General features: G+C 41.9%; 24 protein-coding genes. 11 read left to right on the top strand and 13 right to left on the bottom strand.

The window, feature by feature from the left end; all coding sequences use genetic code 11:
• Positions 1-161: 161 nt before the first annotated feature.
• The 5 genes from V7K25_RS07815 to V7K25_RS07795 all read left to right on the top strand — a co-directional run bounded on the left by V7K25_RS07815 (position 162) and on the right by V7K25_RS07795 (position 4,549).
• The gene (locus V7K25_RS07815; RefSeq protein WP_335156665.1) at positions 162-602 is read left to right on the top strand and encodes a SufE family protein; all 441 of its coding nucleotides are present in this window, start codon (positions 162-164) and stop codon (positions 600-602) included.
• Between the two features lie 94 nt (positions 603-696).
• On the top strand, positions 697-1,611 hold the full coding sequence (locus V7K25_RS07810; RefSeq protein ID WP_335156730.1) for an alpha/beta fold hydrolase: 915 nt from the start codon (positions 697-699) through the stop codon (positions 1,609-1,611).
• Positions 1,612-2,085: 474 nt separating this feature from the next.
• Positions 2,086-3,057: a CobW family GTP-binding protein gene (locus V7K25_RS07805; protein WP_335156663.1), complete on the top strand. Its 972-nt coding sequence runs from the start codon at positions 2,086-2,088 to the stop codon at positions 3,055-3,057.
• Between the two features lie 79 nt (positions 3,058-3,136).
• Positions 3,137-4,198 (top strand): WD40 repeat domain-containing protein, encoded by a 1,062-nt coding sequence (locus V7K25_RS07800; protein ID WP_335156661.1) that lies wholly within the window; start codon positions 3,137-3,139, stop codon positions 4,196-4,198.
• 78 nt (positions 4,199-4,276) lie between these two features.
• Positions 4,277-4,549 carry a hypothetical protein gene (locus tag V7K25_RS07795; protein WP_335156659.1) on the top strand — a complete coding sequence of 91 codons (273 nt, stop codon included), beginning with the start codon at positions 4,277-4,279 and terminating at the stop codon, positions 4,547-4,549.
• A gap of 123 nt (positions 4,550-4,672) precedes the next feature.
• On the opposite strand, the gene V7K25_RS07790 is transcribed toward V7K25_RS07795, so the two are convergent.
• Positions 4,673-4,897: a hypothetical protein gene (locus tag V7K25_RS07790; RefSeq protein WP_335156657.1), complete on the bottom strand. Its 225-nt coding sequence runs from the start codon at positions 4,895-4,897 to the stop codon at positions 4,673-4,675.
• Positions 4,898-4,900: 3 nt separating this feature from the next.
• Here V7K25_RS07790 and V7K25_RS07785 point away from each other — a divergent pair, with 3 nt between their 5' ends.
• A complete protein-coding gene (locus tag V7K25_RS07785; protein ID WP_335156655.1) occupies positions 4,901-6,505 on the top strand; it encodes an NAD(P)H-quinone oxidoreductase subunit N in 1,605 nt (534 codons plus the stop codon).
• A gap of 228 nt (positions 6,506-6,733) precedes the next feature.
• On the opposite strand, the gene V7K25_RS07780 is transcribed toward V7K25_RS07785, so the two are convergent.
• The 6 genes from V7K25_RS07780 to V7K25_RS07755 form a co-directional block, all read right to left on the bottom strand.
• Positions 6,734-8,095 carry a sensor histidine kinase gene (locus V7K25_RS07780; protein WP_335156653.1) on the bottom strand — a complete coding sequence of 454 codons (1,362 nt, stop codon included), beginning with the start codon at positions 8,093-8,095 and terminating at the stop codon, positions 6,734-6,736.
• Positions 8,096-8,189: 94 nt separating this feature from the next.
• Positions 8,190-8,726, bottom strand: a complete 537-nt coding sequence (locus V7K25_RS07775) for a methanogen output domain 1-containing protein (protein ID WP_335156651.1) — start codon at positions 8,724-8,726, stop codon at positions 8,190-8,192.
• 120 nt (positions 8,727-8,846) lie between these two features.
• The gene (locus tag V7K25_RS07770) at positions 8,847-9,284 is read right to left on the bottom strand and encodes a hypothetical protein (RefSeq protein ID WP_335156649.1); all 438 of its coding nucleotides are present in this window, start codon (positions 9,282-9,284) and stop codon (positions 8,847-8,849) included.
• Between the two features lie 6 nt (positions 9,285-9,290).
• Positions 9,291-10,442, bottom strand: coding sequence for an FIST signal transduction protein (locus V7K25_RS07765; protein WP_335156647.1), 1,152 nt, complete (start codon positions 10,440-10,442; stop codon positions 9,291-9,293).
• 38 nt (positions 10,443-10,480) lie between these two features.
• Positions 10,481-10,732, bottom strand: coding sequence for a sensor histidine kinase (locus V7K25_RS07760; protein ID WP_335156645.1), 252 nt, complete (start codon positions 10,730-10,732; stop codon positions 10,481-10,483).
• A 924-nt stretch (positions 10,733-11,656) separates the two neighbouring features.
• Complete coding sequence (locus V7K25_RS07755; protein ID WP_335156728.1) at positions 11,657-12,310, bottom strand: response regulator; 654 nt, start codon at positions 12,308-12,310, stop codon at positions 11,657-11,659.
• A 439-nt stretch (positions 12,311-12,749) separates the two neighbouring features.
• Between V7K25_RS07755 and lipA the strand changes: the two genes are divergently transcribed.
• Positions 12,750-13,718, top strand: a complete 969-nt coding sequence (gene lipA / locus V7K25_RS07750) for a lipoyl synthase (RefSeq protein ID WP_335156643.1) — start codon at positions 12,750-12,752, stop codon at positions 13,716-13,718.
• 158 nt (positions 13,719-13,876) lie between these two features.
• Positions 13,877-14,014 carry a photosystem I protein PsaX gene (locus tag V7K25_RS07745; protein WP_322717902.1) on the top strand — a complete coding sequence of 46 codons (138 nt, stop codon included), beginning with the start codon at positions 13,877-13,879 and terminating at the stop codon, positions 14,012-14,014.
• A gap of 20 nt (positions 14,015-14,034) precedes the next feature.
• Here V7K25_RS07745 and V7K25_RS07740 read toward each other — a convergent pair whose 3' ends face one another.
• Entirely contained in the window at positions 14,035-14,940 is a 906-nt protein-coding gene (locus tag V7K25_RS07740; RefSeq protein WP_335156641.1) for a branched-chain amino acid ABC transporter permease, read from the bottom strand.
• 205 nt (positions 14,941-15,145) lie between these two features.
• On the opposite strand from V7K25_RS07740, the gene hrmK reads away from it, so the two are divergent.
• Positions 15,146-16,990 (top strand): hybrid histidine kinase/response regulator HrmK, encoded by a 1,845-nt coding sequence (hrmK, locus tag V7K25_RS07735; protein WP_335156639.1) that lies wholly within the window; start codon positions 15,146-15,148, stop codon positions 16,988-16,990.
• A 66-nt stretch (positions 16,991-17,056) separates the two neighbouring features.
• Positions 17,057-17,887: an ATP-dependent sacrificial sulfur transferase LarE gene (gene larE, locus V7K25_RS07730; RefSeq protein WP_335156637.1), complete on the top strand. Its 831-nt coding sequence runs from the start codon at positions 17,057-17,059 to the stop codon at positions 17,885-17,887.
• Between the two features lie 31 nt (positions 17,888-17,918).
• Here larE and V7K25_RS07725 read toward each other — a convergent pair whose 3' ends face one another.
• Positions 17,919-18,275, bottom strand: coding sequence for a DUF4864 domain-containing protein (locus V7K25_RS07725; protein ID WP_335156636.1), 357 nt, complete (start codon positions 18,273-18,275; stop codon positions 17,919-17,921).
• Positions 18,276-18,320: 45 nt separating this feature from the next.
• Positions 18,321-19,376, bottom strand: a complete 1,056-nt coding sequence (locus V7K25_RS07720; RefSeq protein ID WP_335156634.1) for an SGNH/GDSL hydrolase family protein — start codon at positions 19,374-19,376, stop codon at positions 18,321-18,323.
• A gap of 918 nt (positions 19,377-20,294) precedes the next feature.
• On the opposite strand from V7K25_RS07720, the gene V7K25_RS07715 reads away from it, so the two are divergent.
• On the top strand, positions 20,295-20,507 hold the full coding sequence (locus V7K25_RS07715; protein WP_100899890.1) for a hypothetical protein: 213 nt from the start codon (positions 20,295-20,297) through the stop codon (positions 20,505-20,507).
• Between the two features lie 159 nt (positions 20,508-20,666).
• Here V7K25_RS07715 and V7K25_RS07710 read toward each other — a convergent pair whose 3' ends face one another.
• The 3 genes from V7K25_RS07710 to psaA all read right to left on the bottom strand — a co-directional run.
• Positions 20,667-20,798 (bottom strand): hypothetical protein, encoded by a 132-nt coding sequence (locus V7K25_RS07710; protein WP_335156632.1) that lies wholly within the window; start codon positions 20,796-20,798, stop codon positions 20,667-20,669.
• A gap of 349 nt (positions 20,799-21,147) precedes the next feature.
• Entirely contained in the window at positions 21,148-23,379 is a 2,232-nt protein-coding gene (psaB, locus tag V7K25_RS07705; protein ID WP_335156630.1) for a photosystem I core protein PsaB, read from the bottom strand.
• Between the two features lie 190 nt (positions 23,380-23,569).
• On the bottom strand, positions 23,570-25,179 hold a 1,610-nt coding region (gene psaA / locus V7K25_RS07700; RefSeq protein WP_335156628.1), incomplete at its 5' end, for a photosystem I core protein PsaA.

Raw genomic sequence — 25,179 nt, 5'->3', positions numbered from 1 at the left:
TTACGGCTGGCTGCGCCTACGCAGTAATTGTCTAGATTTAACATGTTATAGCTAGCTGATATGCCTTAGTGAAGTGGAGGCGTGTACGCGCAGCCTGCCGTAGGCATCGCACTCCAGATAATTTACACTCAAGGTAAGACCGATCATTTGCAGCTTCTGTTATGTCCTCAACTCTAGATTCTTTGCCACCTGCGCTCGCTAAAATTGTCCAGCGCTTTCAACGCGCTTCCGAACCGAAGCGACGCTACGAACAGCTAATCTGGTATGCTCAGAAGCTCAATGAGTTCCCAGAAGCTGATAAACTACCCGAAAATAAAGTTCCTGGTTGCGTGTCTCAAGTTTATATCACCGCAGCATTGGATGACGGTAAGGTTGTGTTTCAGGGCGATTCCGATTCTCAGTTAACCAAAGGATTAGTAGGGCTTCTGGTTGAAGGATTACATGGATTAACGCCAACTGAGATTGTTCAAGTTACTCCAGATTTTATTCAAGAAACAGGTTTAAATGTTAGCCTGACACCCTCTCGTGCTAATGGATTTTACAATATTTTTAAAACCATGCAAAAAAAAGCATTGGAATGTAAGTTAGATTTACCTAGCTAAACTTGGTTCTTTGTCATTAGTCATTAGTCATTTGCAAAGGACAAAGGACAACTGACAAATGACAAAAAACATACAACTACCAAAATTTAGTCTTATGTCAACCAATTTATTATCTACCTCTGCTGCTACTGGCTTTGGTGGAGTAGTTCAAGAATATCTCTGGAATTGGGAAAATCAGCAATTACGCGTTGTTTATGAAACCCTCGGTAAAGGTTCACCGTTATTGCTGCTACCATCTTTCAGCAGTGTTTCAACGCGTTTGGAAGTAGGCGAACTTGCCAAGTTACTAGCTCCCAATTTTCAAGTTGTAGCAATAGACTGGCCAGGTTTTGGTGAATCTTCTCGCCCTAGTTTGAATTACCGACCGGAAATATATCAGCAATTTCTGGAAGATTTTGTCAAAGCTGTTTTTAATACTACCGTTACTGTAGTAGCGGCTGGTCATGCTGCTAGTTACGTTTTACAATTAGCTGTCAAGAAACCTGATACTTTCTCACGAATTGTGTTGTTAGCTCCTACTTGGCGTGGGCCTTTGCCGACAATGGGGGCAAGTCAGCAAATAGCTGGGATGGTGAGAGAATTGGTGCGATCGCCTATACTTGGTCAAGCTCTCTACAAACTCAACACTACCCAATCTTTCTTAAGTTTTATGTACCGCCGTCATGTCTTTACTGACGCGGCTAAAATTACACCCAGCTTTATTGAAAAGAAGTGGCACACCACTCAACAACCAGGAGCGAGATTTGCATCTGCTGCCTTTGTAACTGGTAATCTCGATGCTGTACACGAACAATCTGATTTTCTGGGACTTGTACAGTCTTTAACCGTACCGCTCATTGTAGTAATTGGAGAATCCAGCCCCCCTAAATCACGAGAAGAAATGAACGCTTTGGTAGCCTTACCAGGAGTGAAAAGCGTTGTTATTCCCGGTTCTTTGGGACTGCATGAAGAATACCCAGGAGTTGTTTTAGAAGTAGTTCAAGATTTTTTATTCTCTTCAGAAAATTAAATCTTTACATTGCACCTTGGTGCGAGACTAGGATTATAGAACTAGCCCTTTCAAGATGGGTAAAAATATTGGTCAATAAATTCTTTTAAACCGCAGAGGCACAGAGGACACAGAGAGAGAAGCAAATGCAGTTCTCGCACTTTTTCTCTCTGCGTTCTCTGCGCCTCTGCGGTAGCCTGCGGCAAGCCGCTCCGCATCTACGTTAAAAAAATGACTTTGACAAAGAGTGCTAACTTTAACCCAACCGTATTGACCGCAGTATAGGTCGGCTTGTATGCCATATTCCTACCAGCTACCCCAACTTATGAATATTTATTACTTATTACAGATGCATAAAAATAAAGTGCTTCTGGATTAAATTATGTAATTATTTTGCTGAAATCCAAAATAACAGCAAGTTCGCACAAAAATATAAAAAGATTTATCATAGGCGATAATGATTATCCATAAGGTGAGACAAGAGGAATTTAGAGTATGGTGGCTGACGTAATCAACAATTCAGTTCCCGTTACTGTTCTTACAGGCTATTTGGGAGCAGGTAAAACGACTCTACTCAATCACATCCTCACCTACGAACACGGTAAAAAAGTTGCTGTGATTGTCAATGAATTTGGGGAAGTGGGTATTGATAATCAATTGATTATCGATGCAGATGAAGAAATATTTGAAATGAACAATGGCTGTATCTGTTGTACAGTGCGCGGCGATTTAATTCGCATCATTGGCAATTTGATGAAGCGGCGCGATAAATTTGACCACTTAGTAATTGAAACAACTGGATTAGCTGATCCTGCACCAGTAATTCAGACATTTTTTGTTGATGAAGATTTACAAAACCAACTATCTCTAGATGCGGTGGTGACAGTGGTAGATGCCAAGCATATTTGGCAGCACTGGGATGCAGACGAAGCCCAAGAACAGATTGCTTTTGCCGATGTAATTTTACTTAATAAAACAGATTTGGTAGCGCCAGAAGAGTTGAATGAATTAGAAAAACGGATTCGGGCGATGAATGCGATCGCAAAAATTTACCGTACCCAAAATTCTGAACTCGGAATGGATGCTTTGTTAGGTGTAAAAGCCTTTGATTTAGATCGTGCATTAGAAATTGATCCAGATTTCTTAGGCGAAGATGCCCACGTACACGATGAAACTGTCTTTTCTGTAGCTTTAGTAGAAGCAGGTGCAGTCGATGGAGAAAAATTAAACACTTGGCTTTCAGAATTACTGCGTACCCAAGGCCCAGATATCTTTCGCATGAAAGGCATTTTAAATATTGCTGGAGAAGATAATCGATTTGTATTCCAAGGAGTCCACATGATATTTGATGGCAAACCCGATCGCCCTTGGAAAGCAAGCGAAACCCCCAAAAACGAACTAGTATTCATCGGTCGCAATCTTGATGCAGCCCAACTCAAGCAAGATTTTCTCGCTTGTTTAGCGTAAATAAAAAGTTAGGAGTTAGGAGTTATGAGTGATGAGTTAAAAATTCCTAACTTCTAACTCCTCACTTCTATAGAAAATTATGAACACCACAACCAGCAAATCTAAGGAATTTGAACAACACTATTCGGGGACACTTTCAGATTATGTAACTGCGATCGCTTGGTCGCCACAAGGTAACACTTTAGCAGCAACTTCCGCCGCAGGGGAAGTAGTTTTGTGGAATGATGGCGAACTCACAAGCTTACAAACTAGTAACGGTAAATCAGTAGACTGTCTAGCTTTTTCACCAGATGGAAAATTTTTAGCTGTTGGTGGACAAGATGGACAGGTAAAAATTTGGCGCAACACTGAATTAATCGCCACGTTAGAAAATGCTCCCGCATGGGTTGACAAGCTAGCTTGGAATTACACCAGTAACCAATTAGCTTTTAGTTTGGGGCGTTACGTCCAAGTTTGGGATGCAGATACTCGTGAAATTGTCGTAACGCTGAATTTCGATAACTCTTCAGTATTGGGTATAGATTGGCGGATTGACGGACAGTACTTAGCCATTAGTGGTTATAAAGGAGTCAAAATTTGGCATAGTCAAAATTGGGATGAAGAACCATACAGCTTAGATATGACTACTGTCAGTTTAGCTATGGCTTGGTCACCCGATGGTAAATTCCTGGCTTCTGGCAACATGGATCGTAGTGTCACCGTTTTGGAATGGAACAACCCCGATCCTTGGGTAATGCGTGGCTTCCCTGGTAAAATTCGCCAATTGGCATGGTCAGAAGCTATGACTAAAGTGGGTGCGCCAATACTGGCATCTTCTAGCGTTGAAGGTATTGTGGTGTGGGAAAAACTAGAGGATGATTCATTAGGTTGGGAAGCACGAGTATTAACTAATCATGTGGGTGTTATCAATGCGATCGCCTTTGCACCCAAAAGCTTCCTTCTTGCTTCTGCTGCTGCTGATGGCTGGTTGTGTTTGTGGAACAAAGCCAAAGAAGTATCCCAAATTATCACAGGTGTCTCAGCAGGTTTTTCCACCCTAGCTTGGCATCCCCAAGGGAAGTTACTGGCCGCAGGGGGTGAACAGGGCGAATTACTTGTATGGTCAAAGGTTTTGCGGGGTCAAGGATTTGGGCGCAGTTGAGCAATACTTGATAATTAAAATTGAAGGTGGGCAATTTATTAGCTATGCTGTATCAGCAAAGCTATCTTTGTGTGAATTATGAATATAGTCAAACTGATTTTACTTGCCTGTCCTGCATTTTTGGTATCCATGCTGCTGGTAGTCAATCCAGCAAACGCATCCAGCCTGAAATCTCTATATGCTACCCAAATTATGACGGTAGTATCTACACAACAAATTCCTGATCTGGCAACACCACATTTGATTCAAACATCTAATCCGATTATCGATCAATTTGGTTGCAATTGTGCCAACTGTGTTCAATCTAAATTTCAGTCACTACAAGGTAAACTGCCATCCGTCGATTTTTAATGAATTTAGGAGTTATGAATATTGTAGGGGCACAGCATTGCTGTGCCCTTATTAGTTTTATAAGCTTTTTATACGTGGCGATTGCCTACGGCACGCTACGCGAACGCATCGGTTGCAGCATAATTATTTATGATATTCGCTAAAAGTCACGCCTGAAAAACGAGGTAGGAAAGCTGTTAGGTAAGTTCCTCGATACTGAGAAAGCTGCTGGTAAGCTAGTGAAATTGGTGCAATCGCTATCTGCACCCAAGCTGTTAAGCTCTTATTAAAAGAGCTAGTCTGGGTATTGGAAAACTTGCTAGAGTGAACAGAGTTAGCCTTAATGTCTAATCCCCAAAACCTATACATCTCATGGATTTTGCTAATATTGCATCCCAGCTAAACGCTGGAACGATTTTACCAGAGGGGATTGTTATTCTCACCCTCTTGGGGGTTTTAATTGTTGATTTGATTTTGGGGCGTACATCCGCACGCTGGATTGGATATCTAGCGATCGCAGGTTTATTTGCTTCGATTGTCGCCCTATATTTTCAATGGGACGCTCCTAATCCCATCGGTTTTACCGGTAGCTTTAATAGTGATGACCTGAGTATCGTCTTTCGCGGTATTATCGCCTTGTCTGCGATCGCCACTATACTGATGTCAATTCGCTACGTTGAGCAGAGCGGCACCGCTTTAGCAGAATTTATCGCTATTTTGCTGAGTGCTACTCTGGGAGGAATGTTTTTATCCGGGGCTAGTGAGTTGGTGATGATTTTCATCTCCCTAGAAACCCTGAGTATTTCCTCTTATCTGTTGACAGGTTATACTAAGCGCGACCCCCGCTCCAATGAAGCAGCGCTGAAATACTTGTTAATTGGAGCTTCCAGTACAGCAGTATTTTTGTACGGTGTATCACTGCTGTATGGACTATCTGGAGGACAAACTGAACTAAGTGCGATCGCTAATGGCATTGCCACAGCTAAAGTCGGTCAATCTTTAGGCTTAGTGATTGCGCTGGTTTTTGCGATCGCAGGTATTGGCTTCAAAATCTCCGCAGCACCTTTCCACCAGTGGACACCAGATGTTTACGAAGGCGCTCCTACCCCAGTCATCGCCTTTTTATCTGTCGGTTCTAAAGCAGCTGGGTTTGCCCTAGCCATCCGCTTACTGACAACAGCCTTCCCCCTTGTTGCTGAAGAGTGGAGATTTGTCTTCACTGCTCTGGCTGTTCTGAGTATGATCTTGGGTAACGTAGTCGCCCTAGCCCAAACCAGCATGAAACGGATGTTAGCTTATTCATCCATTGCCCAAGCTGGGTTTGTGATGATTGGCTTGATTGCTGGTACACAAGCGGGCTATGCCAGTATGATATTCTACCTACTGGTTTACCTGTTCATGAACCTGTGCGGCTTTACCTGCATCATCCTGTTTTCACTGCGGACGGGAACCGACCAGATTGCCGAATACTCTGGTTTATATCAAAAAGACCCACTTTTAACACTGGGGTTGAGTATCTCCCTGCTTTCTTTGGGTGGTATTCCACCATTGGCTGGGTTTTTCGGCAAGATTTACTTATTCTGGGCTGGTTGGCAAGCAGGTCTTTATTGGTTAGTCTTGCTGGGCTTAGTTACCACCGTCGTCTCCATCTACTACTACATTCGTGTAGTCAAGATGATGGTAGTCAAAGAACCCCATGAAATGTCCGACTCGGTGAAGAATTATCCACAAGTGCGTTGGGATTTGCCTGGACTAAGACCTTTGCAGGTCGGATTGGTGGTAACATTAATTGCCACTTCCATAGCAGGTATTTTGTCAAATCCACTGTTTACATTGGCGAACAATTCTATCTCCAATACCCCAATTTTGCAAGCAACAATCAACACTAATGTAAAAGCAGAAAATCCACTGCTTTTACCAAAGTTAGATTCGGTTAGTCAGTCTCAACCCTCAGTTGATTCTACCGCTAAGATTTAACCGAGTCTCAACCAAAGTTTGTACTTAAAGATACGCCTGTCTGCCCATTAGCAGACAGGCGTATCTCATATTTTTTAACATAAAATCAAATTTACAACTTATACTACAATACTACTTAGATTTTTTCAAAAATAATTTACGATTCCTATATAAATAATATTACTAATAAATCATGATTATATTGATGTTTCGCAAAAATACTAAAATAGTAATTAAATTTCATGAGACTCAGGAAACAGGTATCCTAATTACAAATTCTGCTCCTTTTCCTGGAACAGAAAAACAACTAAGTTGTCCCTTATGTGTTTCAACTATAATCTGATAGCTTATAAATAGTCCTAATCCAGTACCTTTGCCCACAGCTTTAGTAGTAAAAAATGGATCAAAAAGCTTTGAGTGAACTTCTTCATTTACCCCCAAACCATTATCAGTAATACTAACCGTTATCCATTTTTCATCGATTACCTCAGTTTTAATTTTAATTTGGGGATTATTCGTAGTTTGTGGATTGACTTCTGACCACTGACTATTGACAACCGACGCCTCCAGCGCATCGATCGCATTAACAATAATATTCATAAAGACTTGGTTAAGTTGACCAGGATAGCAAGTTACATTAGGTAGCTGACTATATTTTTTGATGACTTTGATTTCTGGGTACTTATGGCTAGCTTGCAGCCGATGCTTCAAAATCATTAAAGTACTATCAATTCCTTCATGGATATTAACTTGCTTAATTTCTGCTTCATCCAGTCTGGAAAAGTTACGTAGGGATTTAACAATTTCCTGAATGCGCTCTGTTCCTACTTTCATTGACTGGAAGAGTTTAATTATGTCTTGAATCAGAAAATCTAAGTCTATTTCTTCTAGATACTCTTGGATTTCTGGAGGAGTATTTGGAAAAAATTGTTGATAAAATTGCACCAGTTTTAGTAAATCCTGAGTATATTTGTGAGCATGGTGAAGGTTTCCATGAATAAAACTGACGGGGTTATTAATTTCATGGGCAATACCAGCAACCATCTGTCCTAAACTAGACATTTTCTCAGCTTGGATAAGCTGAGTTTGGGTAAGTTGTAGTTCGTTTAGTGTTTCTTGTAAAGCAATTGTACGTTCCTCAACCCGAATTTCTAGTTCTTGATTGACTTTCAAGAGCGCTTCCTCTGCCTGTTTACGTCTCTGAACTTCTTTTGCTAACTCATCGATTTTCTCGTTTAGGAGGACGAAATTACTGCTAGCTAAAGTTCTACTTTCCAAGCGTAAGAGAATTAAAGCTGAAGATTCAGGCGACCAAGGTTGAATAACTGCTCCTTGACTACGACATATTAAGGTTTGTCCATCATTTTTTCGTAAAGTTAAGGAGCCAATAACCATTGCTCTGCTACTTGAACAAGCTTGCAGGTACTTTACAACATCATTAGTAGACTCGGTTACAAGTTCAAAGAGCGTTCTTCCCCGCAGTTGCTGACGGCGTAGCCTCAGCATATCTGCTACTGGTTGATTGGTAGCTAACACCTGACCATCACTACTGACTAGAAGTAAAGGTTCTGGTAAAACTCTAGCAAGTTCAAGAAATTGTTCAGGAGTCATGGGCTTCCAATTTCACAGTTCGGCTCTACTTTACATATCTGCACTCAAGCTTGTATATTGGGGTTAGTTTAGTGGTGAAGGGTTTACACAGGTTCTATTCTAGTCCTTTAAAGTATTCTCGACCTTCTGCATCTTCTGCCTCTTCTGTAAGTTTTAAGTAAATAATAACTCTACATCCAGAAGCACCCTGCGCTATGGTTTCTTGCAATTCTACTTTCGCATATCCCAGATTATTAGCTGCGATCGTTCCAAAAACGTTTGAAGTCATCATACACATGGCAGGGCGATTAACCACTTTTTCGGCAAATGGGCAGACGCGGTTGCCAAAGATAATTTTTTCATCATCCTGCTCAATCACATAAAAATCGCCCTGGATTCGTTTTTTTAAATCAACCAAGACATCAGCTAGCTGCTCACGCGAAAGATTTGAGACTTCCAAGGCAGATTTGTAATCTTGGTTTAGCTGCCTAGCCATCCTTTCACCAACTACACTAATAAATCCAGAAGCTTCTTCTAAGCCAACTACGTCCTGCAAAGTACCAGATAATTCTCTGATTAATGTACGTAAAAATATATCGCGTTCTAAAGAAACATTAAGTGTAGCCATTGAGCCGTTAAGTGCATTGGTCATAAATTTTGAGGATACAATTTTGAAAGTACAGTTCTAGAGTTCCCCAAAATACATCTAAAATAACTGCTTAATCTCTTTTGTCAGAGAATTTCATGCTTGCTTTTATCCGCTTGTTCACAATCAGGGCCAAAGTTTGCTATTTTTCATACATAAATTTTGCGGCAAACCGTAATTAATTACGAATGTCTGTTGATAAAGTTTTATCAGATGTAATAAATTTTCAATATACTCTTGAGCCGGAGCCAGATTACCTGCTATAAAGCTAACTGGATTATTAATTTCATGAGCTACATCGGCAACAAGGCTTCCCAAACTAGACATCTTATTCTGCATTATCTGAAGATTAAGCAGCATCATTTCTAGTTCCTGGCTTCTTTCCTCTAAGTTATTTTGATATTCCTTTAACTCCTCAATTACTGTTCTAAGCAAACATTCTTTTTTTTGATTTATATCTTCAAGTTTTATCCGGTCTAATTCAGAACGCTGCAATTGCTTTTGGATAATTCTATTTGCTCTTTTGAGTTCCTTAATTTCTTGTTGATAATCCTCAATTTTCATCAGCTTCTACCGATTTCCCAAAATTAAAGTAACAAAAGTTTCATTGTGAAATTGCGTTTGGCTAATTCGATCTATAGGAGCAATCTCTCCGTAAGAATAAAATCCACAGGCAGGTAAATAGCGAGTCAGAGAAAGTTTGGTATTCTGATACTCTTCTTGTGCCCTCGTACCAAGTATCTGCCGACGAGCTACACATGAGAAAAACAACACAGCACTCGGTTCTGTGCCTGAATAGTTATCTAAGGCATTCATGAATGATGATTTGGAAGCTGCCAAAATATCTTCATAAGCTGCTTCTGAAATTTGAATAACTGCTTGATCGGGAATATCTCCAAAAAAGGTTATGCTGCCAGATTCTTGATTGTAACTAATAGGTGCTCTTATATAAAAATTTTTTCCATTCTGATCAAACACTGCTAGCGGATACTCTATTGAAGGAGGAAGAAAACCTAGATAATGATAATAAAAATCTAAAGCTGGCTTACCATCTATTTCATAGAGTATATTTTTATCTACTTTAGTTACTTTGCTTGTTTGACCTATGGGATGCCAACCACTTGCAACAGCGTGGGAAAATAATATTGTGCCGGAAAAAAGCAGAATTGGTACAGAATCACTTAATACTTCTGTTTGAAAAAATTGATATGTATTTTGATATCTTGACTGATCGCCTGCCAAGCCACCGAATATTGGCACATGTTGCCCAAGAGCTAGTTTTAAGCCATTCAATATAGACACACCACTAGTTGTGAGGCTCTCTGGATGGGTTAAACATAGCTTTGGCTCTGCGTTACTTTTTGCTTTAGCTTCTTCTACAGCTTGTTTAGTTGCAGTAATTGGATCGCCTGAAACTTTGCGTCCAACTCCTGCATAAATTTCAACTTCGTCTGAGCAAAACAACATCAAAGTAATTGAGTCCTGCTGAAACTCTAAAACTGAAGAAATTTCTCCATCTGTTGTTCCACCAATCAACTCAATTCCCGGAAAAGCCTGATGAATTTTCTGCAAAATCAGAGAATGTTCAAAGTCAATTGCAGCAAAAATAATCCAAGCTTTTGGTATATCTTCTATAAGAAAACTGATACATTGCTGAATAACTTCATCAACTGCTGATAGAGAATCTGGATCGTTACTGTGACCAACTACTGCCTTAAACATAAATTTATCTATATGGAGAATTATTTTTGCTATGATTTTCAAATGGGAAGCTTAATGATGAACTCTAAACCTTGTCCTGGTGCTGAATTTACTTCCAGAGTTCCTCCATGTTTCTCGACAACAATTTGACGAGCAATTGATAAACCTAATCCTGTGCCTTGGCCCACAGGGTTGGTTGTGAATAAATGATCAAAGATTTTTTTCTGGACATCAGGTAACATTCCCACGCCATTATCTTTAATCCGAATCAAAATATGTTTTTTGTTTTCAGTGAGGCTAGTCTCAATCAAAACTTGATTGAGCTAAGTCACCTTTGTTTTATTGGCAGACTGGCTGACAAATTTTTAGCCTAATAATCTTATAGTTCCCAAAAACTCTGATAACAGCAACATTTTCACAATAAATTGCTCTATGCGACTACGAGGGCGATCGCTACAGCCTGGGAATTAAGCAACAATCTTTACTTTCATGAAAGCGAACGCTCTAAAACTAGTCAAGACAACGTATTTAATACTATTGACATTACGAAGTATGCTCATAATTCTTGTTTATATGGGTTAGTATTCCCCTGCAAAGGCTATGTGTATCATGAAATAGGAATTTCATCTGTTTAAATAAAATTAAAACATATCCTTTTTTATTAAATATTTCATATTAAACTATGTAATTATGCTTTGATTTTTTAACAAAATTATGTGCTGTAGGGTGCTTTACAGATTTCATCCTAACGCAGCATTCGTAAAGATTTAGTACTGTAGTCTCGCACCCACACACCGACATACAGCATGGTCTATTTCCGATCGCAGGATAATTCAGAAAAGCCTGAAATAACCTTGAGATCATTAATTCACATAATTTACATAACGATGCATTTTTACAGTGTGTAAGTCCTACAAATAAGAAAAAAGCCTGCCGTTCTCCTTAGAATTAAGAGCAAACTGCGGCAGGTTGTGTGGGTATTGGGCTGCTTTTATAGACTGTCAACCTCTTCTTTTGCCAAGACGCTGTTCGCGTTCGGGGAATTCAAAATTCAAAATTTATAGAGGTGCAGATAATTGCTAGTTATGTTTTCCTGCTTTTGAATTTTGTTTTCTTTCAACGATGGTTTGTCAACATAAGTATTTTTGAACTAACTATTTTTACCCGCTTTTAATCGGACACCCGTATTATAAACGGGGTATTTTTGGCTGCGATAATAATAATGAGTACAAATGCTACTTGAGTTTTTGTTTAATAAAGGTCACAACCTGAGTAAGCTGTTTCTTCAAGCCATCGATTTCAGCTTGCATTTTGACAATTTTCTCATTCAATGCACTAATTTCTGCGTCGGAGGCTCCTCCAGCAGTAGGGGTTGCGTTGCTTACCGCCGTAGGCATCGCAGTATTTGCGACGCTAGGGGCTGCTACAGTAGCAGTGGTTACACCAGAAGTTGCAATTGTCCCATTTTTGACAGCGGTTGCTGCTCCTGCTGGCACTAGTTCTGGGCGTGGCAGTTTCGCCTTGGTCATAGCTAACTTAATTGCGTTAATTAGTTGCTTCTGATCAAAAGGCTTACCCAGAAATTCAAAGTATTCAAAGGGTTCTGTGATTTTCTCAGTCACCTCTTCCTTGCGACCCGACATGAGCACCAAAGGAATTTTCCTTAATTCAGGATCGGCTTGAACTTTCTGGAAAACCTCCCAGCCACTCATTTTAGGCAACAGGAAATCCAGCATAATCAGGCTGAGTTTTTCCTGAAGAATGAAATTTAGTCCTTCCAAACCATCTTTTGCTTCCAGTACCTCAAAATTGCCCGGAGGCAACATTTCTCGTACTTTTACCCTGACAACTGTAGTGTCATCGATAACTAAAATCTTGTTGCTTGCCACGGCTGTTTGCTCTAACAGAAACTTTAAGTGTAAATAGCGGCTTTGCCGATTGTCATTGAGAATTCCCCCACTATATACAAAATTTTTAGCAATTGGGGGATAGTATATTTCGGTATAAATGACATTGCTAGAGATGTTTTGCAAAACTTTTGATTCTGCTATTTTCAATTTGTGTCATGGTGATATTTAAGGCTCTAGCTCTGTTCTAGGGCATAAGGGACATGCTGGTACTGAGACATGAGGACTTAATGAAGAGCATCCCCGCGTCTATTCTTATGTATCATTTGTTAATTAACAGATTATTACTCTATAGCCGTATTTTGCTTAGATGTCTATAGGACTCGTATTTGATTTTTACAAAAAATCAGTACACCCCGAAAAGGCTTCTTCCCTACTCTCTAGCTAGACAAATAATTTCAAAATCCAAACGGACTATTATATGATTTCGTCACAACGAGCCGAACTAAAGTCTGAAATTACGGCAATGCCTAGCTGGTTACGTCGTCCTATTGGCAAAGCCAGTGAAATCTCTACCGTACAACGCATTATTAAGCAGCGCCAAATTCACACGATTTGTGAAGAAGGGCGCTGTCCCAACCGGGGGGAGTGTTATGCCCAAAAAACTGCAACTTTCTTACTAATGGGGCCTATTTGCACACGCTCTTGTGCTTTCTGTCAAGTAGATAAAGGTCATGCACCGATGCCTCTTGATTTAGAGGAACCCCAAAAGGTAGCCCAGGCGGTGCAGCTTTTGGGATTGCGTTATGTAGTGCTGACTTCTGTAGCCCGTGATGACTTGCCCGATCAGGGCGCAGGGCACTTTGTGGAGACGATCGCGACTATCCGCCAATTGAACCCAGAAACTCAAATTGAAGTGCTGACTCCTGATTTTTGGGGTGGTGCTGGTGTTGGGGAATCAGGTCAACGCCAACGAATAGCCTTGATTGTAAAAGCCAAACCAGCTTGTTTCAATCACAATATCGAGACAGTAAAACGGTTAACTGGGCCAGTGCGCCGGGGAGCCAAATACGATCGCTCCCTTTCGGTACTAGCTATGGTTAAAGAAATCGATCCGACAATTCCCACCAAATCAGGTTTGATGCTGGGACACGGAGAAACACTTGATGAAGTCGTTGAAGCAATGGCTGATCTAAGGGCTGTGGGGTGCGATCGCTTGACTATCGGGCAGTATATGCGTCCAACTCTTGAACATCTGCCAGTCCAAAAATATTGGACTCCAGAGGAATTCGATCAACTAGGCAGATTAGCATGGGAAATGGGATTCAACCATGTTCGTTCTGGGCCTCTGGTTCGCAGTTCCTATCATGCTGGAGAGGAGGGAGTCGGGAGTGAGGGGATGAGGGAGCAGGGTGAGCAGGGTGAGCAGGGGAGGCCGGGGAAGAAATAACCAATGCCCACTTGCCCTGAGCGAAGCCGAAGGGATACCCAGTCCCCAGTCCCCAATCCCCAATTTCCAACTTCACACAAATATTCTTAAAGAATTTGAATATTTGGTACACCAGTTTGGTATTTCTTAAAAAGTCCTGACATTAGGAGAATCGCATTATGACCTCTAAAACGAAGAATTCCCCAGTTGCCGATAGTGGAGCTAAACCTCCCTACGCCTATCGCACAGGCTGGGCACTGTTCTTGTTAGCTATCAATTTTTTGGTGGCAGCCTACTATTTCCACATTATTGAGTAGTTAGAAGTAGGTGGTGCTGCTCAAATCGTTCCTTTGAATAAACCTTTGGGACGAATGAGCAGCACCAAAATCATCATTAACAGTGCTACACCCTGTTTATACTGTGAACCTAGCCAAGGAGTGCTGATTTCTTGGACGATGCCAATGATAAAAGCTGCTGCGATCGCACCGTAAGGGTTGCCAATCCCACCAAGAATTACTGAGGCAAATAAAGGTAAAATTAAAAACCATCCCATATTCGGGCGCACGGCTGTAATTAACCCATACATACTTCCGCCCAAGGACGTAATACTGCCAGCAATTACCCAAGTCCATAAAACTACTCGGTCAACATTGATACCTGAAACCCTGGCTAAATCCAGATCGTCAGCAACTGCTCGCATCGCTTTACCAATTTTGGTATTTTGCAGCAGGTAATGTAGCGCCAAAATTGCTAGCACCGCCAAACCCAATACCAATAATTGATTTTGCGGCACCTTTAAACCCGCAATGTCTAAAGCTGGCGTAACAGGTAAATTATAATTTTGGTTCTTGCCACCCCAGATCAAAATAATGCCGTTGCGAAGAAATAAGGCAAGTCCGATAGAAATAATAATCAGCGTAGTGGAAGTAGCACGGATAGAGCGCATCTTTGACCATAGTAACTTTTCCGATAACAGCATTGCTGCTACAGTTCCCGCTGCCGCCAGGATCATCGACAGCCAAATATTAATTCCTGGAATATTTAGGGAAAACCAGAAAATTTGAATACTTATGCCAGTATTTAACAAAAATGTCAGATAGGCTCCTAAAGTTAGAAAATCACCATGAGCAAAGTTAGATAGCCGTAAAATTCCGTAGGTAAGAGTCAGTCCGACTGCCGCTAGAGCAATAATGCTCCCCACCGCAATCCCATTAACGATTAGTTGGGCGAATTGTGTATCCATAAGCCTTACGTTGCTTTAAAAAATTTTACGTCAGTGGTTCGTATAATAATTTTTTTAGAAGAGATGCTAAATTTAACATCATAAGTTATGGTTTATAACAACATAAGTTATGGTTTATAAATAAAAAAGAATTGTCAGTTAATATACATAGAATCCTTTTCGGATTCTTATGCGAAGCTAAACTAGTTCAACGGTCTAGTTGACCATGCAGCAGTACTCAAGCTTACCAGACCATAACTCACAGATAGATGTAAGGCCAAAACCTTTGACAACAATTGAGCAACTTCGCGCCAAGTTGTGGCTGGAGAGCAGCTTGAACCAGTTGCAAGGTCGCCTTAATGATTGCCTGCTTTCTGCTTGTAACACTGTCTCACAGCCAGGAGCCGCAGAAACAAAAATTCTCCAAACTGTTGTCAACGAGATTAACAGTGCTGTGAACAGCAGTAATTTGGCGGTTACAGATTGTGCCGTAGGCATCGCTTTGTTTGAACCAGAAGCAACTGTTGCCACAGTTTGCTATGTTTCGTCTTCTCTATCCCCGAACTCACAACCTTTATCTCTAGAATTGCTGACAGCAGAAAAAAAGCTGCTGTTGAGATTGCAAGAGGTCATAGAACTCGAAGATTTGCAGCAGCTTGAAAATCAACAACCACCGAGCGCTTGGCGGTTAGCTGATGATTCTGGCAACGTCATGGGTTGGCTAATTATCGCCGCCGCACCCCTAAACTCTGCTCGTGATTCGCTGATAAAATCACTTGCTCAACTCAGATCCCAATTTATGGCAAGGTCTGCCAAGCATTGTACAACAGCCTTGGTACAACTTAGACACATTCTATCTTGGCAGCAACGGCATCAAGAGTTAAATAACTCTAATCAAGAATTGGAGCGCACCAATCAACTCAAAAATCAGTTTTTGGCAAACACCAGCCACGAAATTCGCACACCGCTTAGTTCTATTATTGGGTTTACCCACCTACTTTTAGCCCGAGGGTACGAACCAACTAAAGAACGCCAGCAAGAGTATTTAAATATCATTCAGTCTAGCGGCAAACATTTGCTAGCTCTGATTAATGATATTTTGGATCTCTCTAAAATTGAAGCAAATCAGCTGGAGGTGCAGTGGGAAACAATTGATGTGCCAATGCTATGTAGCAATGTTTTCGCACTGGTGAAAGAGAAAGCCGCTAATAAGGGTTTGAAACTCCGTTTAAAACTTGACCCCGATATTACAACCCTAGTAGCTGACCCCTTGCGACTCAAGCAAATGCTGTTGAATTTACTCTTCAATGCCCTAAAGTTTACTAGTACAGGAAGTGTTGGCTTAGAGGTTGTTCCCAAAGATCTATCTGTGTATTTTACAGTTTGGGATACTGGCACTGGCATTTCCCAAGAAGACCAAGCTCAACTGTTTGAACCCTATTTCCAAATTGCCAAGGCTGTTGCTGGTGGTGAAGGTACTGGTTTGGGTTTAGCAGTGACTCAAAAGCTCGCCCAAATTCACGGTGGTTCTGTGAAAGTGGAATCTGAAGTAAATTGCGGTTCCCGTTTTACCCTTGTACTTCCCTTTAAGCAAGAGGCGGGAGAGGCGGGAGATGAGGGAGATGAGGGAGCAGGGGAAGAAAAATCCTCCTCACTTCCTTTGCCTTTCACCCCTAGTTCTTCTGTAGATATTTTGCTGGTAGAAAATGACTTATCCAACGCTCATTTGATGCAAATTTATCTACGTAAATTGGGATATCGGGTGACTTGGGTTAAGAATGCTGCGGAGATGTGGGAAGCTTTACCACAGTTAGACCCAGTGTTGATTTTGATGGATGTTCATCTGGCAGATGGAAATGGTCTTAAGTTGGTACAGCAACTGCAAGAAAATCAGCAATATCGGGCGATTCCGGTAATTGTTCAAACAGCAATGGCAATGAAAGGCGATCGCGAAACTTGTCTAACAGCTGGAGTAAATGACTATATTTCTAAACCAATTGATTTACCACTTTTAGCCAGTCTGATAGCTAAATACAGCAAACCGCCAACAACAGGGGAATTAGAGGAGTAGGGGAACAGAGGGAAATGACTACAATAGAAACTGTTGGGTGCTATAGGGTTTGGGCAGGACTGGGAAATGATGCTGACAGAAAAATTTGAGCAATTAAAAGCCTTATTTCAAGAAATGGAGCAGGCGTTGATTGCCTACTCTGGGGGCGTTGATAGTACTTTGGTTGCCAAAATTGCTTATGATGCGTTGGGCGATCGCGCTTTGGCTGTGACGGCTGTTTCTCCTTCGCTTTTACCAGAAGAGTTGGAAGATGCCAAAATTCAAGCCGCAACTATTGGGATTGGGCATAAAATCGTCCAGACTCACGAGATGGAAAATCCCAATTACACCTCTAACCCGGTTAACCGTTGTTATTTTTGCAAAAGTGAATTACACGACACTCTCAAACCTTTAGCTTTAGAGTTAGGTTATCCCTACGTGGTGGATGGGGTAAATGCCGATGATTTGCATGATTATCGCCCAGGAATTCAGGCGGCGAAAGAAAGAGGTGCGCGATCGCCTTTAGCAGAAGTCGGTCTTACCAAGGTTGAAGTTAGACAACTTTCGCAACAACTCGGCTTAACTTGGTGGGATAAACCAGCACAACCTTGCCTCAGTTCCCGCTTTCCTTATGGTGAAGAGATTACTGTAGCTAAGTTACAACGAGTTGGTAGAGGAGAAATTTTCTTAAGAAAGCTAGGTTGGCAGAATTTGCGCGTGCGATCGGAAGGAGATACAGCCCGCATTGAATTACCACTAGAACAAATTAAAGAGTTTGTGTTAACTACAGATTTACAGAAAGTAGTTTCTGCATTTCAAGATTTCGGATTTATTTACGTAACCCTGGATTTAGAAGGTTATCGTAGCGGTAAGTTAAATCAGATTTTGAATCGGGAAGCCTTGAGCGTTAAATTATAATATTTTGGTTGTATGAAGATATAATTTATACTTATTTATTTTCTACGGAAACTAGAAAGCAACCGTTAATCCTCCAGGTATTATCTGGTTGTTTTTCCATAAAATATAAAGCCCTCAAGGGAACTCCATCAGGAGCTAGTAGTAACACCGGCTGAGTTATGTTTCCCTGGATGGTTGTTATCTTCTCAAAAAAGACAGAACGAGGACGGTATACTGCTGGATAGCTTATCTTTACCATCTGGATAAAATATTCTGGGGTTCCAAATTGCGCCTGAATTGCCGGACTAGCATAGGCAAAAGCACCTTGGGCATCATCCTTCTGAAAGGCTGCCAATTGGTGTTCAATTAGAGAACGTATGGTGATGGCATCGTTATCAGTAACTTCCATAAATCTAAAAATTGCGCTCGCTCCAAGTCTTCGCAAAGCGATCGCTTATTTCTCACGCTGAGTTACCTTGTATTCTATCTGTTGTAGTGCCAATCGCCACACATCATAACCCTCTTGAGACAGGTGTAACCCATCTGTGGTCAACTCTGGGCGCAAATTGCCTTCCATATCCGTAAACCAGCTATAAATATTTAGATAATTAGCACCTTCTTGTTTGGCAATCTGAGTTAGTTGTGTGTTGAGGTGACGAATGCGGCTATTGGAAAGTTTTGCTAGGCGAGTAGGCAAAATTGATTGGACAATGATTTGAGTTTTTGGGTGAGTATGCCGTAAACGACGGACAATTCGGCGATAATTACGCAAAATTGTGTCATCACTAGCGCCTCTTCGTAAGTCGTTAATCCCAGCCATGACATAAATCACATCCGGTCGGGTTGCCGAAAATGCCCCCAATCTTTTTAAAACGCCACTGGAAGTATCTCCAGATATACCTTGATTCAGCCATAATTTCCCAGCAGGCAGTTTTTCTCTAGGAAACCACATGCTCAAAGAATCACCAACTAAGATACTTAGATGATTTGCACCTTGACCTTGAGCGATCGCTCTAGCTTCTAAAGCTAATAAACTTTTCCAGTCATCATAAGTTAATTGACGTTTCTTGATCGACTCCCACAATGATTGCAAATTATCACTTTCTACGCGCGTATAAATCTGACCTGTTTTCAGAGCCGCCAATCTTTGGTAGTAAAGTTGATTCCCAGATGTCAATGAGAGACCAGTTGCTTGGGGGCTGGGGTTGAGTGATGACTCTGTTGGAGCTGGTAATTCCTGACTACTGACTTCTGGTAAACTCTTAATGTTTTTCTCACCTGCTGTTGGCTGCAAACTTTTTAGGGGTTGGAACGCTTGGCCGCTGAGTTCTGGTAAGGAGATATCAACGCTATTGATAATTTTTGCACTGACTATTGCCTGGGAACCCTGTTTTAAATCCCACAGGGGTCTAGAATTTTCTGGCAAGATAATCGACAAATGTGGAAGAGCCAATGCTGGTATTGCTAATACTGTTAACAAGCCTGCTGCCAACAGATAAGGGTCCCTCATCGCTTTGTCTCTCCTCTACTCACTGCTTTTCCCTATGACAGCATTAGTTGCCTGTATTCAGGAAAATTTTACTTCGGTTAAGTTATTATTCTTATTTAAACTGTATAGTTCTGTAAAGCCTGTTAACGAGATTATATTTGAGAATTCACGATCTCTTTAAATTACGGTTTTCCCGGTGGTATACAAATTTTATTTGTCAGGATAGTTGTACTGAAAACCTTATTTTCACAAACCGACTATTTTTATAACTCAGTTGCCACAAATATGGCAAGTATGTACAAACTCAGCAATTAGTAGGTTATTTTTGAGTATCTCAGAACAGAGGTTTTGGCTTTTGCCGTTGCTAACATAATAAATAATAATTTGATTTCAGGTTTAAAGATGTCATTCAATTGTTGCGATCGCATTAGACTTTACTAGAACTGGGGGAATAGCTTTTTAATTTATCAGATTAAATTGAGTGTTGCAAATGTGTCAGTTCTCAAATATAGAATTAGTTAGATTCAAGATTCGATAACTCGCATCATACAAGGATCGATACTCAAAGAAGTTTCTGACCATTTTAGGTAATTTACAGCACAGTTGAAGTTATGTCGGTAGACCCTCAATTAGAAAGGTTTAGGATAACTCCAGAACTATTTATAGCACTGTTAGACACTATACTCGTTATTCTGGGATAATAAAAGTTAAGTTTATTTTCATCCAAAAGTAGGCTCTTACTTTTGATGTCATAATTGAGGTTTTGATATAAATTGTCCAGTTGTGAGATAGTGCCATGCACTTAGAAGGTTATTCTCTACATACCTAATTTAAAATTAATGTTTACTTATTGAAGTATGAGTTGAAACACATTTAAATTAAGTTTTAACTAGAGAAAATAACTTCATAGGAGGTGGTAAGATTTAGGCTTAATCATTAGTGTTTTCCTTTTATTCCGTGGCTAGAGCTAGTACAGCGATTGGTGTGAGTCCCATTATTAAAGAGATTGTGCAAAAACAGGCACATTCGACACGTTTGACCCTGAAAGAAGTTATTCTCATGGGGATGTTAGCTATTGACAAACTAGATGATCAAGGTCGTCAAGAGTTAGCGGATCAAGTTCATCAAATGCAGGTGAATGGAGAAATTTAAGTAGTTATGAGTTAGGAGTTAGGAGTTATGAGTTATATATTTTAACTCATAACTCCTGGCTCTTTACTTAATGTGATTATTAGTTTAAGTACTAGTAAAATCTGGAGATGAAGGTTCTAAAATGAATTCTTCTGAACTCAAATTACTTATATTTTGAGATTAAATAAAACATAAAGTGACATCATCGCCTATAGTGTTTATCCATAAAACTAAACCAGGGCGTAGCTTTGTTCCACTCAAGTCTGTAAATGGAAATGGAACCAAGACGATATCACCTTTTTGGAGAGACATTAGATAGGTTCTCCATCGTCAAGCGAGTATATGTCTGGTTCATTTTCAAGAAAGTTAAAGGCTCCTCCAGTCTGGGCAAGTAGCATTAAATCACGAGTTGAAGGCTCTGATGAATCGAAAAATAGTTTTTCTTCCAAAAGCGATCGCTCCTCATGAGAGAGATAATATTACTTAAACTAGAGATTTAATCAGGGACTTTCAAATAAAAAAACATCCAATAATTTCTTGTGGGGTGGGCATCTTGCCCGCCCCTTCTCTATTTTTCCCATCCTCCCCACCCAAAACTAAAAAAATCCCCCACCTTGCGGCAGGGGATTTAAATTACTTATCTACGAAACTAGCAGCCCAGTTAACCGAACTTACCAGCAGTAGAAGCAATCAAGAATGCGGCGTAAGTCAAGACATAGCCAACAGTGAAGTGAGCTAGACCAACCACACGACCTTGAACGATAGACAGAGCCACGGGCTTATCTTTCCAGCGAACTAAGTTAGCTAGAGGAGTACGTTCGTGTGCCCAAACAAGGGTTTCAATCAACTCTTGCCAGTAACCTCTCCAGGAGATTAAGAACATGAAGCCAGTAGCCCAAACTAGGTGTCCAAACAAGAACATCCAAGCCCAGACAGACAAGTTATTCACGCCATACGGGTTATAACCGTTAATCAACTGAGCAGAGTTAGCCCAGAGGTAATCGCGGAACCAGCCCATGAGATATGTAGAGTTCTCATTGAACTGAGCTACGTTGCCTTGCCAAATACCTAGATGTTTCCAATGCCAGTAGAAGGTAACCCAACCAAGGGTATTGAGCATCCAGAATGTAGCTAGGTAGAAGGAATCCCAAGCTGAGATGTCGCAAGTACCGCCACGACCGGGGCCGTCGCAAGGGAAGGCATAGCCGAAGTCCTTTTTATCGGGCATCAGCTTAGAACCACGGGCATCCAAAGCACCTTTGACCAAGATCAAGGTGGTGGTGTGCAGACCCAAAGCGATCGCATGGTGTACCAAGAAGTCGCCAGGGCCAATTGTCAAGAACAAGGAGTTAGTACCAGCATTGATGGCATCTAACCAGCCTGGTAACCAGACGTTAGCGTAGTTGGGCCATGCTGTATTGGCAATACTATCTGGGTTAGACAACAAGGTGTCTAAGCCGTACAGTACTTTACCATGAGCAGCTTGGACGAATTGGGCAAACACTGGCTCAATCAGGATTTGCTTTTCAGGAGTACCGAAAGCAACTACTACGTCGTTGTGGACGTACAAGCTGAGGGTGTGGAAGCCTAAGAAAAGAGATACCCAGCTAAGGTGCGAGATAATCGCTTCTTTGTGCTTCAACACGCGCTCAAGGACGTTGCCTTTGTTTTGTTCTGGATCGTAATCACGTACCCAGAATATAGCTCCGTGAGCAAAAGCACCAAGGATCAGGAAACCAGCAATGTATTGATGGTGCGTGTACAGCGCTGCCTGAGTTGTGTAGTCCTTAGCAATAAATGCATAAGGAGGCATGGCGTACATGTGCTGTGCCACCAAAGAGGTGATGGTTCCTAGAGCAGCTAGGTGAATACCCAACTGGAAGTGCAGTGAATTGTTATAGGTGTCGTACAACCCTTGGTGAGGCAGGTTGAACTGACCTTCGCTCTTGCTACCAGGTACTAAACCGGATTTGGAGTTCAGCATTTCTTTAATGCTGTGACCAATTCCGAAGTTAGTCCGGTACTGGTGTCCGGCAACGATAAAGATAACTGCGATCGCTAAGTGGTGATGAGCTATGTCAGTCAGCCACAAAGCTTCTGTCTGGGGATGGAAACCACCCAAGAAAGTCAGAATTGCAGTACCTGCACCTTGAGATGTGCTGAATATATGCCCAGGAGTGTCAGGGTTTTGAGCGTAAACGCCCCAGTTACCGGTGAAGAAAGGTGTCAAACCTGCTGGGTGGGGTGGGGTGTTGAGGAAGTTATCCCAACCTACGTGCTGTCCGCGAGCTTCGGGGATAGCAACGTGAATTAAGTGACCAGCCCAAGCCAAAGAACTAACACCAAACAAACCTGCTAAGTGGTGGTTTAGCCGATGTTCAGCACTCTTAAACCATGCCAAGCTAGGACGGTACTTGGGTTGCAAGTGCAGCCAGCCAGCAAACAAGAGGACAGCTGCGAACAACAACAGGAATACTGAACCTGTGTACAGTTCACTGTTAGTCCGCATACCGATGGTGTACCACCAGTGGTAAACACCAGAGTAAGCAATATTTACCGGATTACTAGCGCCAGCTTGGGTAAAAGCTTCGATCGCTGGTTTACCAAAGTGGGGGTCCCAAATCGCGTGGGCGATGGGACGGATATGAAGGGGATCTTTAATCCACTGTTCAAAGTTACCTTGCCAGGCTACGTGGAACAGGAGGCTGGATGCCCACAGGAAGATGATTGCCAAGTGACCGAAGTGAGTTGCGAAAATCTTTTGGTAAAGATTTTCTTCCGTCATGCCATCATGGGTTTCAAAATCGTTGCCTGTAGCGATCGCATACCATATCCGACGAGTCGTCGGGTCCTGTGCGAGATCCTGGCTAAATTTCGGAAATTTCGTCGCCATAGGTTTAATAAATCCTCTGACCTTTAGCCATCAAGTATCAGCTCGGATAGTTAGGAGTTATGAGTTGTGAGTTATGAGTTGAGATTTATGAGTTGTCAGTTATGAGTTTTCAATTTTTATTTCTAACTTCTAACTCCTAACTTCATTCCTAACTCCTAACTTTAACTCCTAACTTGTAGAAAGCTGATTGCTACCCTACTGAAAGGATGTGTGCATGGAAGAACGCCCAAGTTGTGGCAATTCCTCCCAAGAGGTAGTGAGCTACCCCTACAGCCCGACCCTGAATAATACTCAGAGCGCGAGGCTGAATTGCTGGTGCTACCTTCAGTTTGTTATGCGCCCAAACAATGGACTCAATCAGTTCTTGCCAGTAGCCGCGACCACTGAACAGGAACATCAAGCTGAATGCCCAGACAAAGTGAGCGCCTAAGAAGAGTAGACCATAGGCAGACAGCGCACTGCCGTAGGAATTGATGACTTGTGTTGCTTGCGCCCACAAGAAGTCTCGCAACCAACCGTTGATGGTGATGGCGCTTTGGGCAAAGTTACCACCGGTGATGTGAGTCACAGCACCATCTGCATCTACAGTTCCCCAGACATCTGATTGCATCTTCCAGCTGAAGTGGAAAATTGCAATGGATATTGTGTTGTACATCCAGAATAGTCCGAGGAACACATGATCCCAACCTGATACTTGACAAGTACCGCCACGACCAGGACCATCGCAGGGGAAGCGGAAGCCCAGGTTTGCTTTGTCTGGAATCAGACGCGAGCTACGGGCAAACAGTACACCTTTGAGCAGAATTAGGACAGTAACGTGGATTTGGAATGCGTGAATATGGTGGATTAAGAAATCCGCCGTACCCAAAGCAATGGGCATCATCGCTACTTTTCCGCCTACAGCCAAAATCCCACCGCCGAAAGCATAGCTAACGGGTTCTAGCGCATTGGGAGCAGTGCCACCAGGAGCTAGGGTGTGGATATTTTGTACCCACTGGGCAAACACTGGCTGCAATTGAATTGCAGTATCAGAGAACATGTCTTGGGGACGTCCCAAGGCACGCATTGTATCGTTGTGGATGTAAAGTCCAAAGCTATGGAAGCCGAGGAAGATACAGACCCAGTTAAGGTGAGAAATAATCGCATCTCGGTGACGAAGCACCCGATCCAGTAAGTTGTTTTGGTTCACAACTGGATCGTAATCCCGCACCATGAATATGGCAGCGTGAGCCGCACCGCCGACTATACAGAATGCACCAATCCACATGTGGTGGGTGAAAATGCACAACTGTGTAGCATAATCAGTTGCCAAATATGGATAAGGGGGCATCGCGTACATGTGATGCGCGACGATGATGGTCAGCGAACCCAAGAAGGCCAGGTTAGTAGCCAACTGAGCGTGCCAGGATGAGGTCAGGTTTTCGTAGAGACCTTTGTGACCTTCACCGGTGAAAGGACCTTTATGGTTTTCCAGGATCTCTTTAATGCTGTGACCAATACCCCAGTTAGTACGGTACTGGTGACCAGCAATGATAAAGATAACTGCGATCGCTAAGTGGTGATGAGCAATGTCAGTCATCCACAAGCCGCCTGTTACTGGGTTTAGACCGCCCTTGAAGGTGAGGAAGTCAGCATACTGACCCCAATTCAAGGTGAAGAAAGGTGCTAAACCAGCAGCAAAGCTGGGATACAGCTCGGTCAACAAGTCTTTGTTCAAGATGAACTCGTGGGGCAAGGGTATGTCTTTGAGAGCAACGCCTGCATCCAAAAGCTTGTTGGTCGGTGCGGATACGTGGATTA

This window comes from Nostoc sp., from assembly GCF_036919495.1.
Classification (GTDB): Bacteria; Cyanobacteriota; Cyanobacteriia; order Cyanobacteriales; family Nostocaceae; genus Nostoc.
This window is presented reverse-complemented; position numbering and strand designations above follow the sequence as displayed.

Bases quoted from the DNA above. Each gene is read 5' to 3' on its own strand.
- hrmK (WP_335156639.1), top strand. From the start codon at position 15,146: ATGCAGCAGTACTCAAGCTTACCAGACCATAACTCACAGATAGATGTA.
- V7K25_RS07810 (WP_335156730.1), top strand. From the start codon at position 697: ATGTCAACCAATTTATTATCTACCTCTGCTGCTACTGGCTTTGGTGGA.
- V7K25_RS07800 (WP_335156661.1), top strand. From the start codon at position 3,137: ATGAACACCACAACCAGCAAATCTAAGGAATTTGAACAACACTATTCG.
- V7K25_RS07785 (WP_335156655.1), top strand. From the start codon at position 4,901: ATGGATTTTGCTAATATTGCATCCCAGCTAAACGCTGGAACGATTTTA.
- V7K25_RS07710 (WP_335156632.1), bottom strand. From the start codon at position 20,798: ATGTCTCTCCAAAAAGGTGATATCGTCTTGGTTCCATTTCCATTTACA.
- V7K25_RS07720 (WP_335156634.1), bottom strand. From the start codon at position 19,376: ATGAGGGACCCTTATCTGTTGGCAGCAGGCTTGTTAACAGTATTAGCA.
- larE (WP_335156637.1), top strand. From the start codon at position 17,057: ATGATGCTGACAGAAAAATTTGAGCAATTAAAAGCCTTATTTCAAGAA.
- psaB (WP_335156630.1), bottom strand. From the start codon at position 23,379: ATGGCGACGAAATTTCCGAAATTTAGCCAGGATCTCGCACAGGACCCG.
- V7K25_RS07745 (WP_322717902.1), top strand. From the start codon at position 13,877: ATGACCTCTAAAACGAAGAATTCCCCAGTTGCCGATAGTGGAGCTAAA.
- lipA (WP_335156643.1), top strand. From the start codon at position 12,750: ATGATTTCGTCACAACGAGCCGAACTAAAGTCTGAAATTACGGCAATG.
- V7K25_RS07725 (WP_335156636.1), bottom strand. From the start codon at position 18,275: ATGGAAGTTACTGATAACGATGCCATCACCATACGTTCTCTAATTGAA.
- V7K25_RS07780 (WP_335156653.1), bottom strand. From the start codon at position 8,095: ATGACTCCTGAACAATTTCTTGAACTTGCTAGAGTTTTACCAGAACCT.
- V7K25_RS07815 (WP_335156665.1), top strand. From the start codon at position 162: ATGTCCTCAACTCTAGATTCTTTGCCACCTGCGCTCGCTAAAATTGTC.
- V7K25_RS07775 (WP_335156651.1), bottom strand. From the start codon at position 8,726: ATGACCAATGCACTTAACGGCTCAATGGCTACACTTAATGTTTCTTTA.
- V7K25_RS07805 (WP_335156663.1), top strand. From the start codon at position 2,086: ATGGTGGCTGACGTAATCAACAATTCAGTTCCCGTTACTGTTCTTACA.
- V7K25_RS07795 (WP_335156659.1), top strand. From the start codon at position 4,277: ATGAATATAGTCAAACTGATTTTACTTGCCTGTCCTGCATTTTTGGTA.
- V7K25_RS07765 (WP_335156647.1), bottom strand. From the start codon at position 10,442: ATGTTTAAGGCAGTAGTTGGTCACAGTAACGATCCAGATTCTCTATCA.
- V7K25_RS07790 (WP_335156657.1), bottom strand. From the start codon at position 4,897: ATGTATAGGTTTTGGGGATTAGACATTAAGGCTAACTCTGTTCACTCT.
- V7K25_RS07740 (WP_335156641.1), bottom strand. From the start codon at position 14,940: ATGGATACACAATTCGCCCAACTAATCGTTAATGGGATTGCGGTGGGG.
- V7K25_RS07770 (WP_335156649.1), bottom strand. From the start codon at position 9,284: ATGAAAATTGAGGATTATCAACAAGAAATTAAGGAACTCAAAAGAGCA.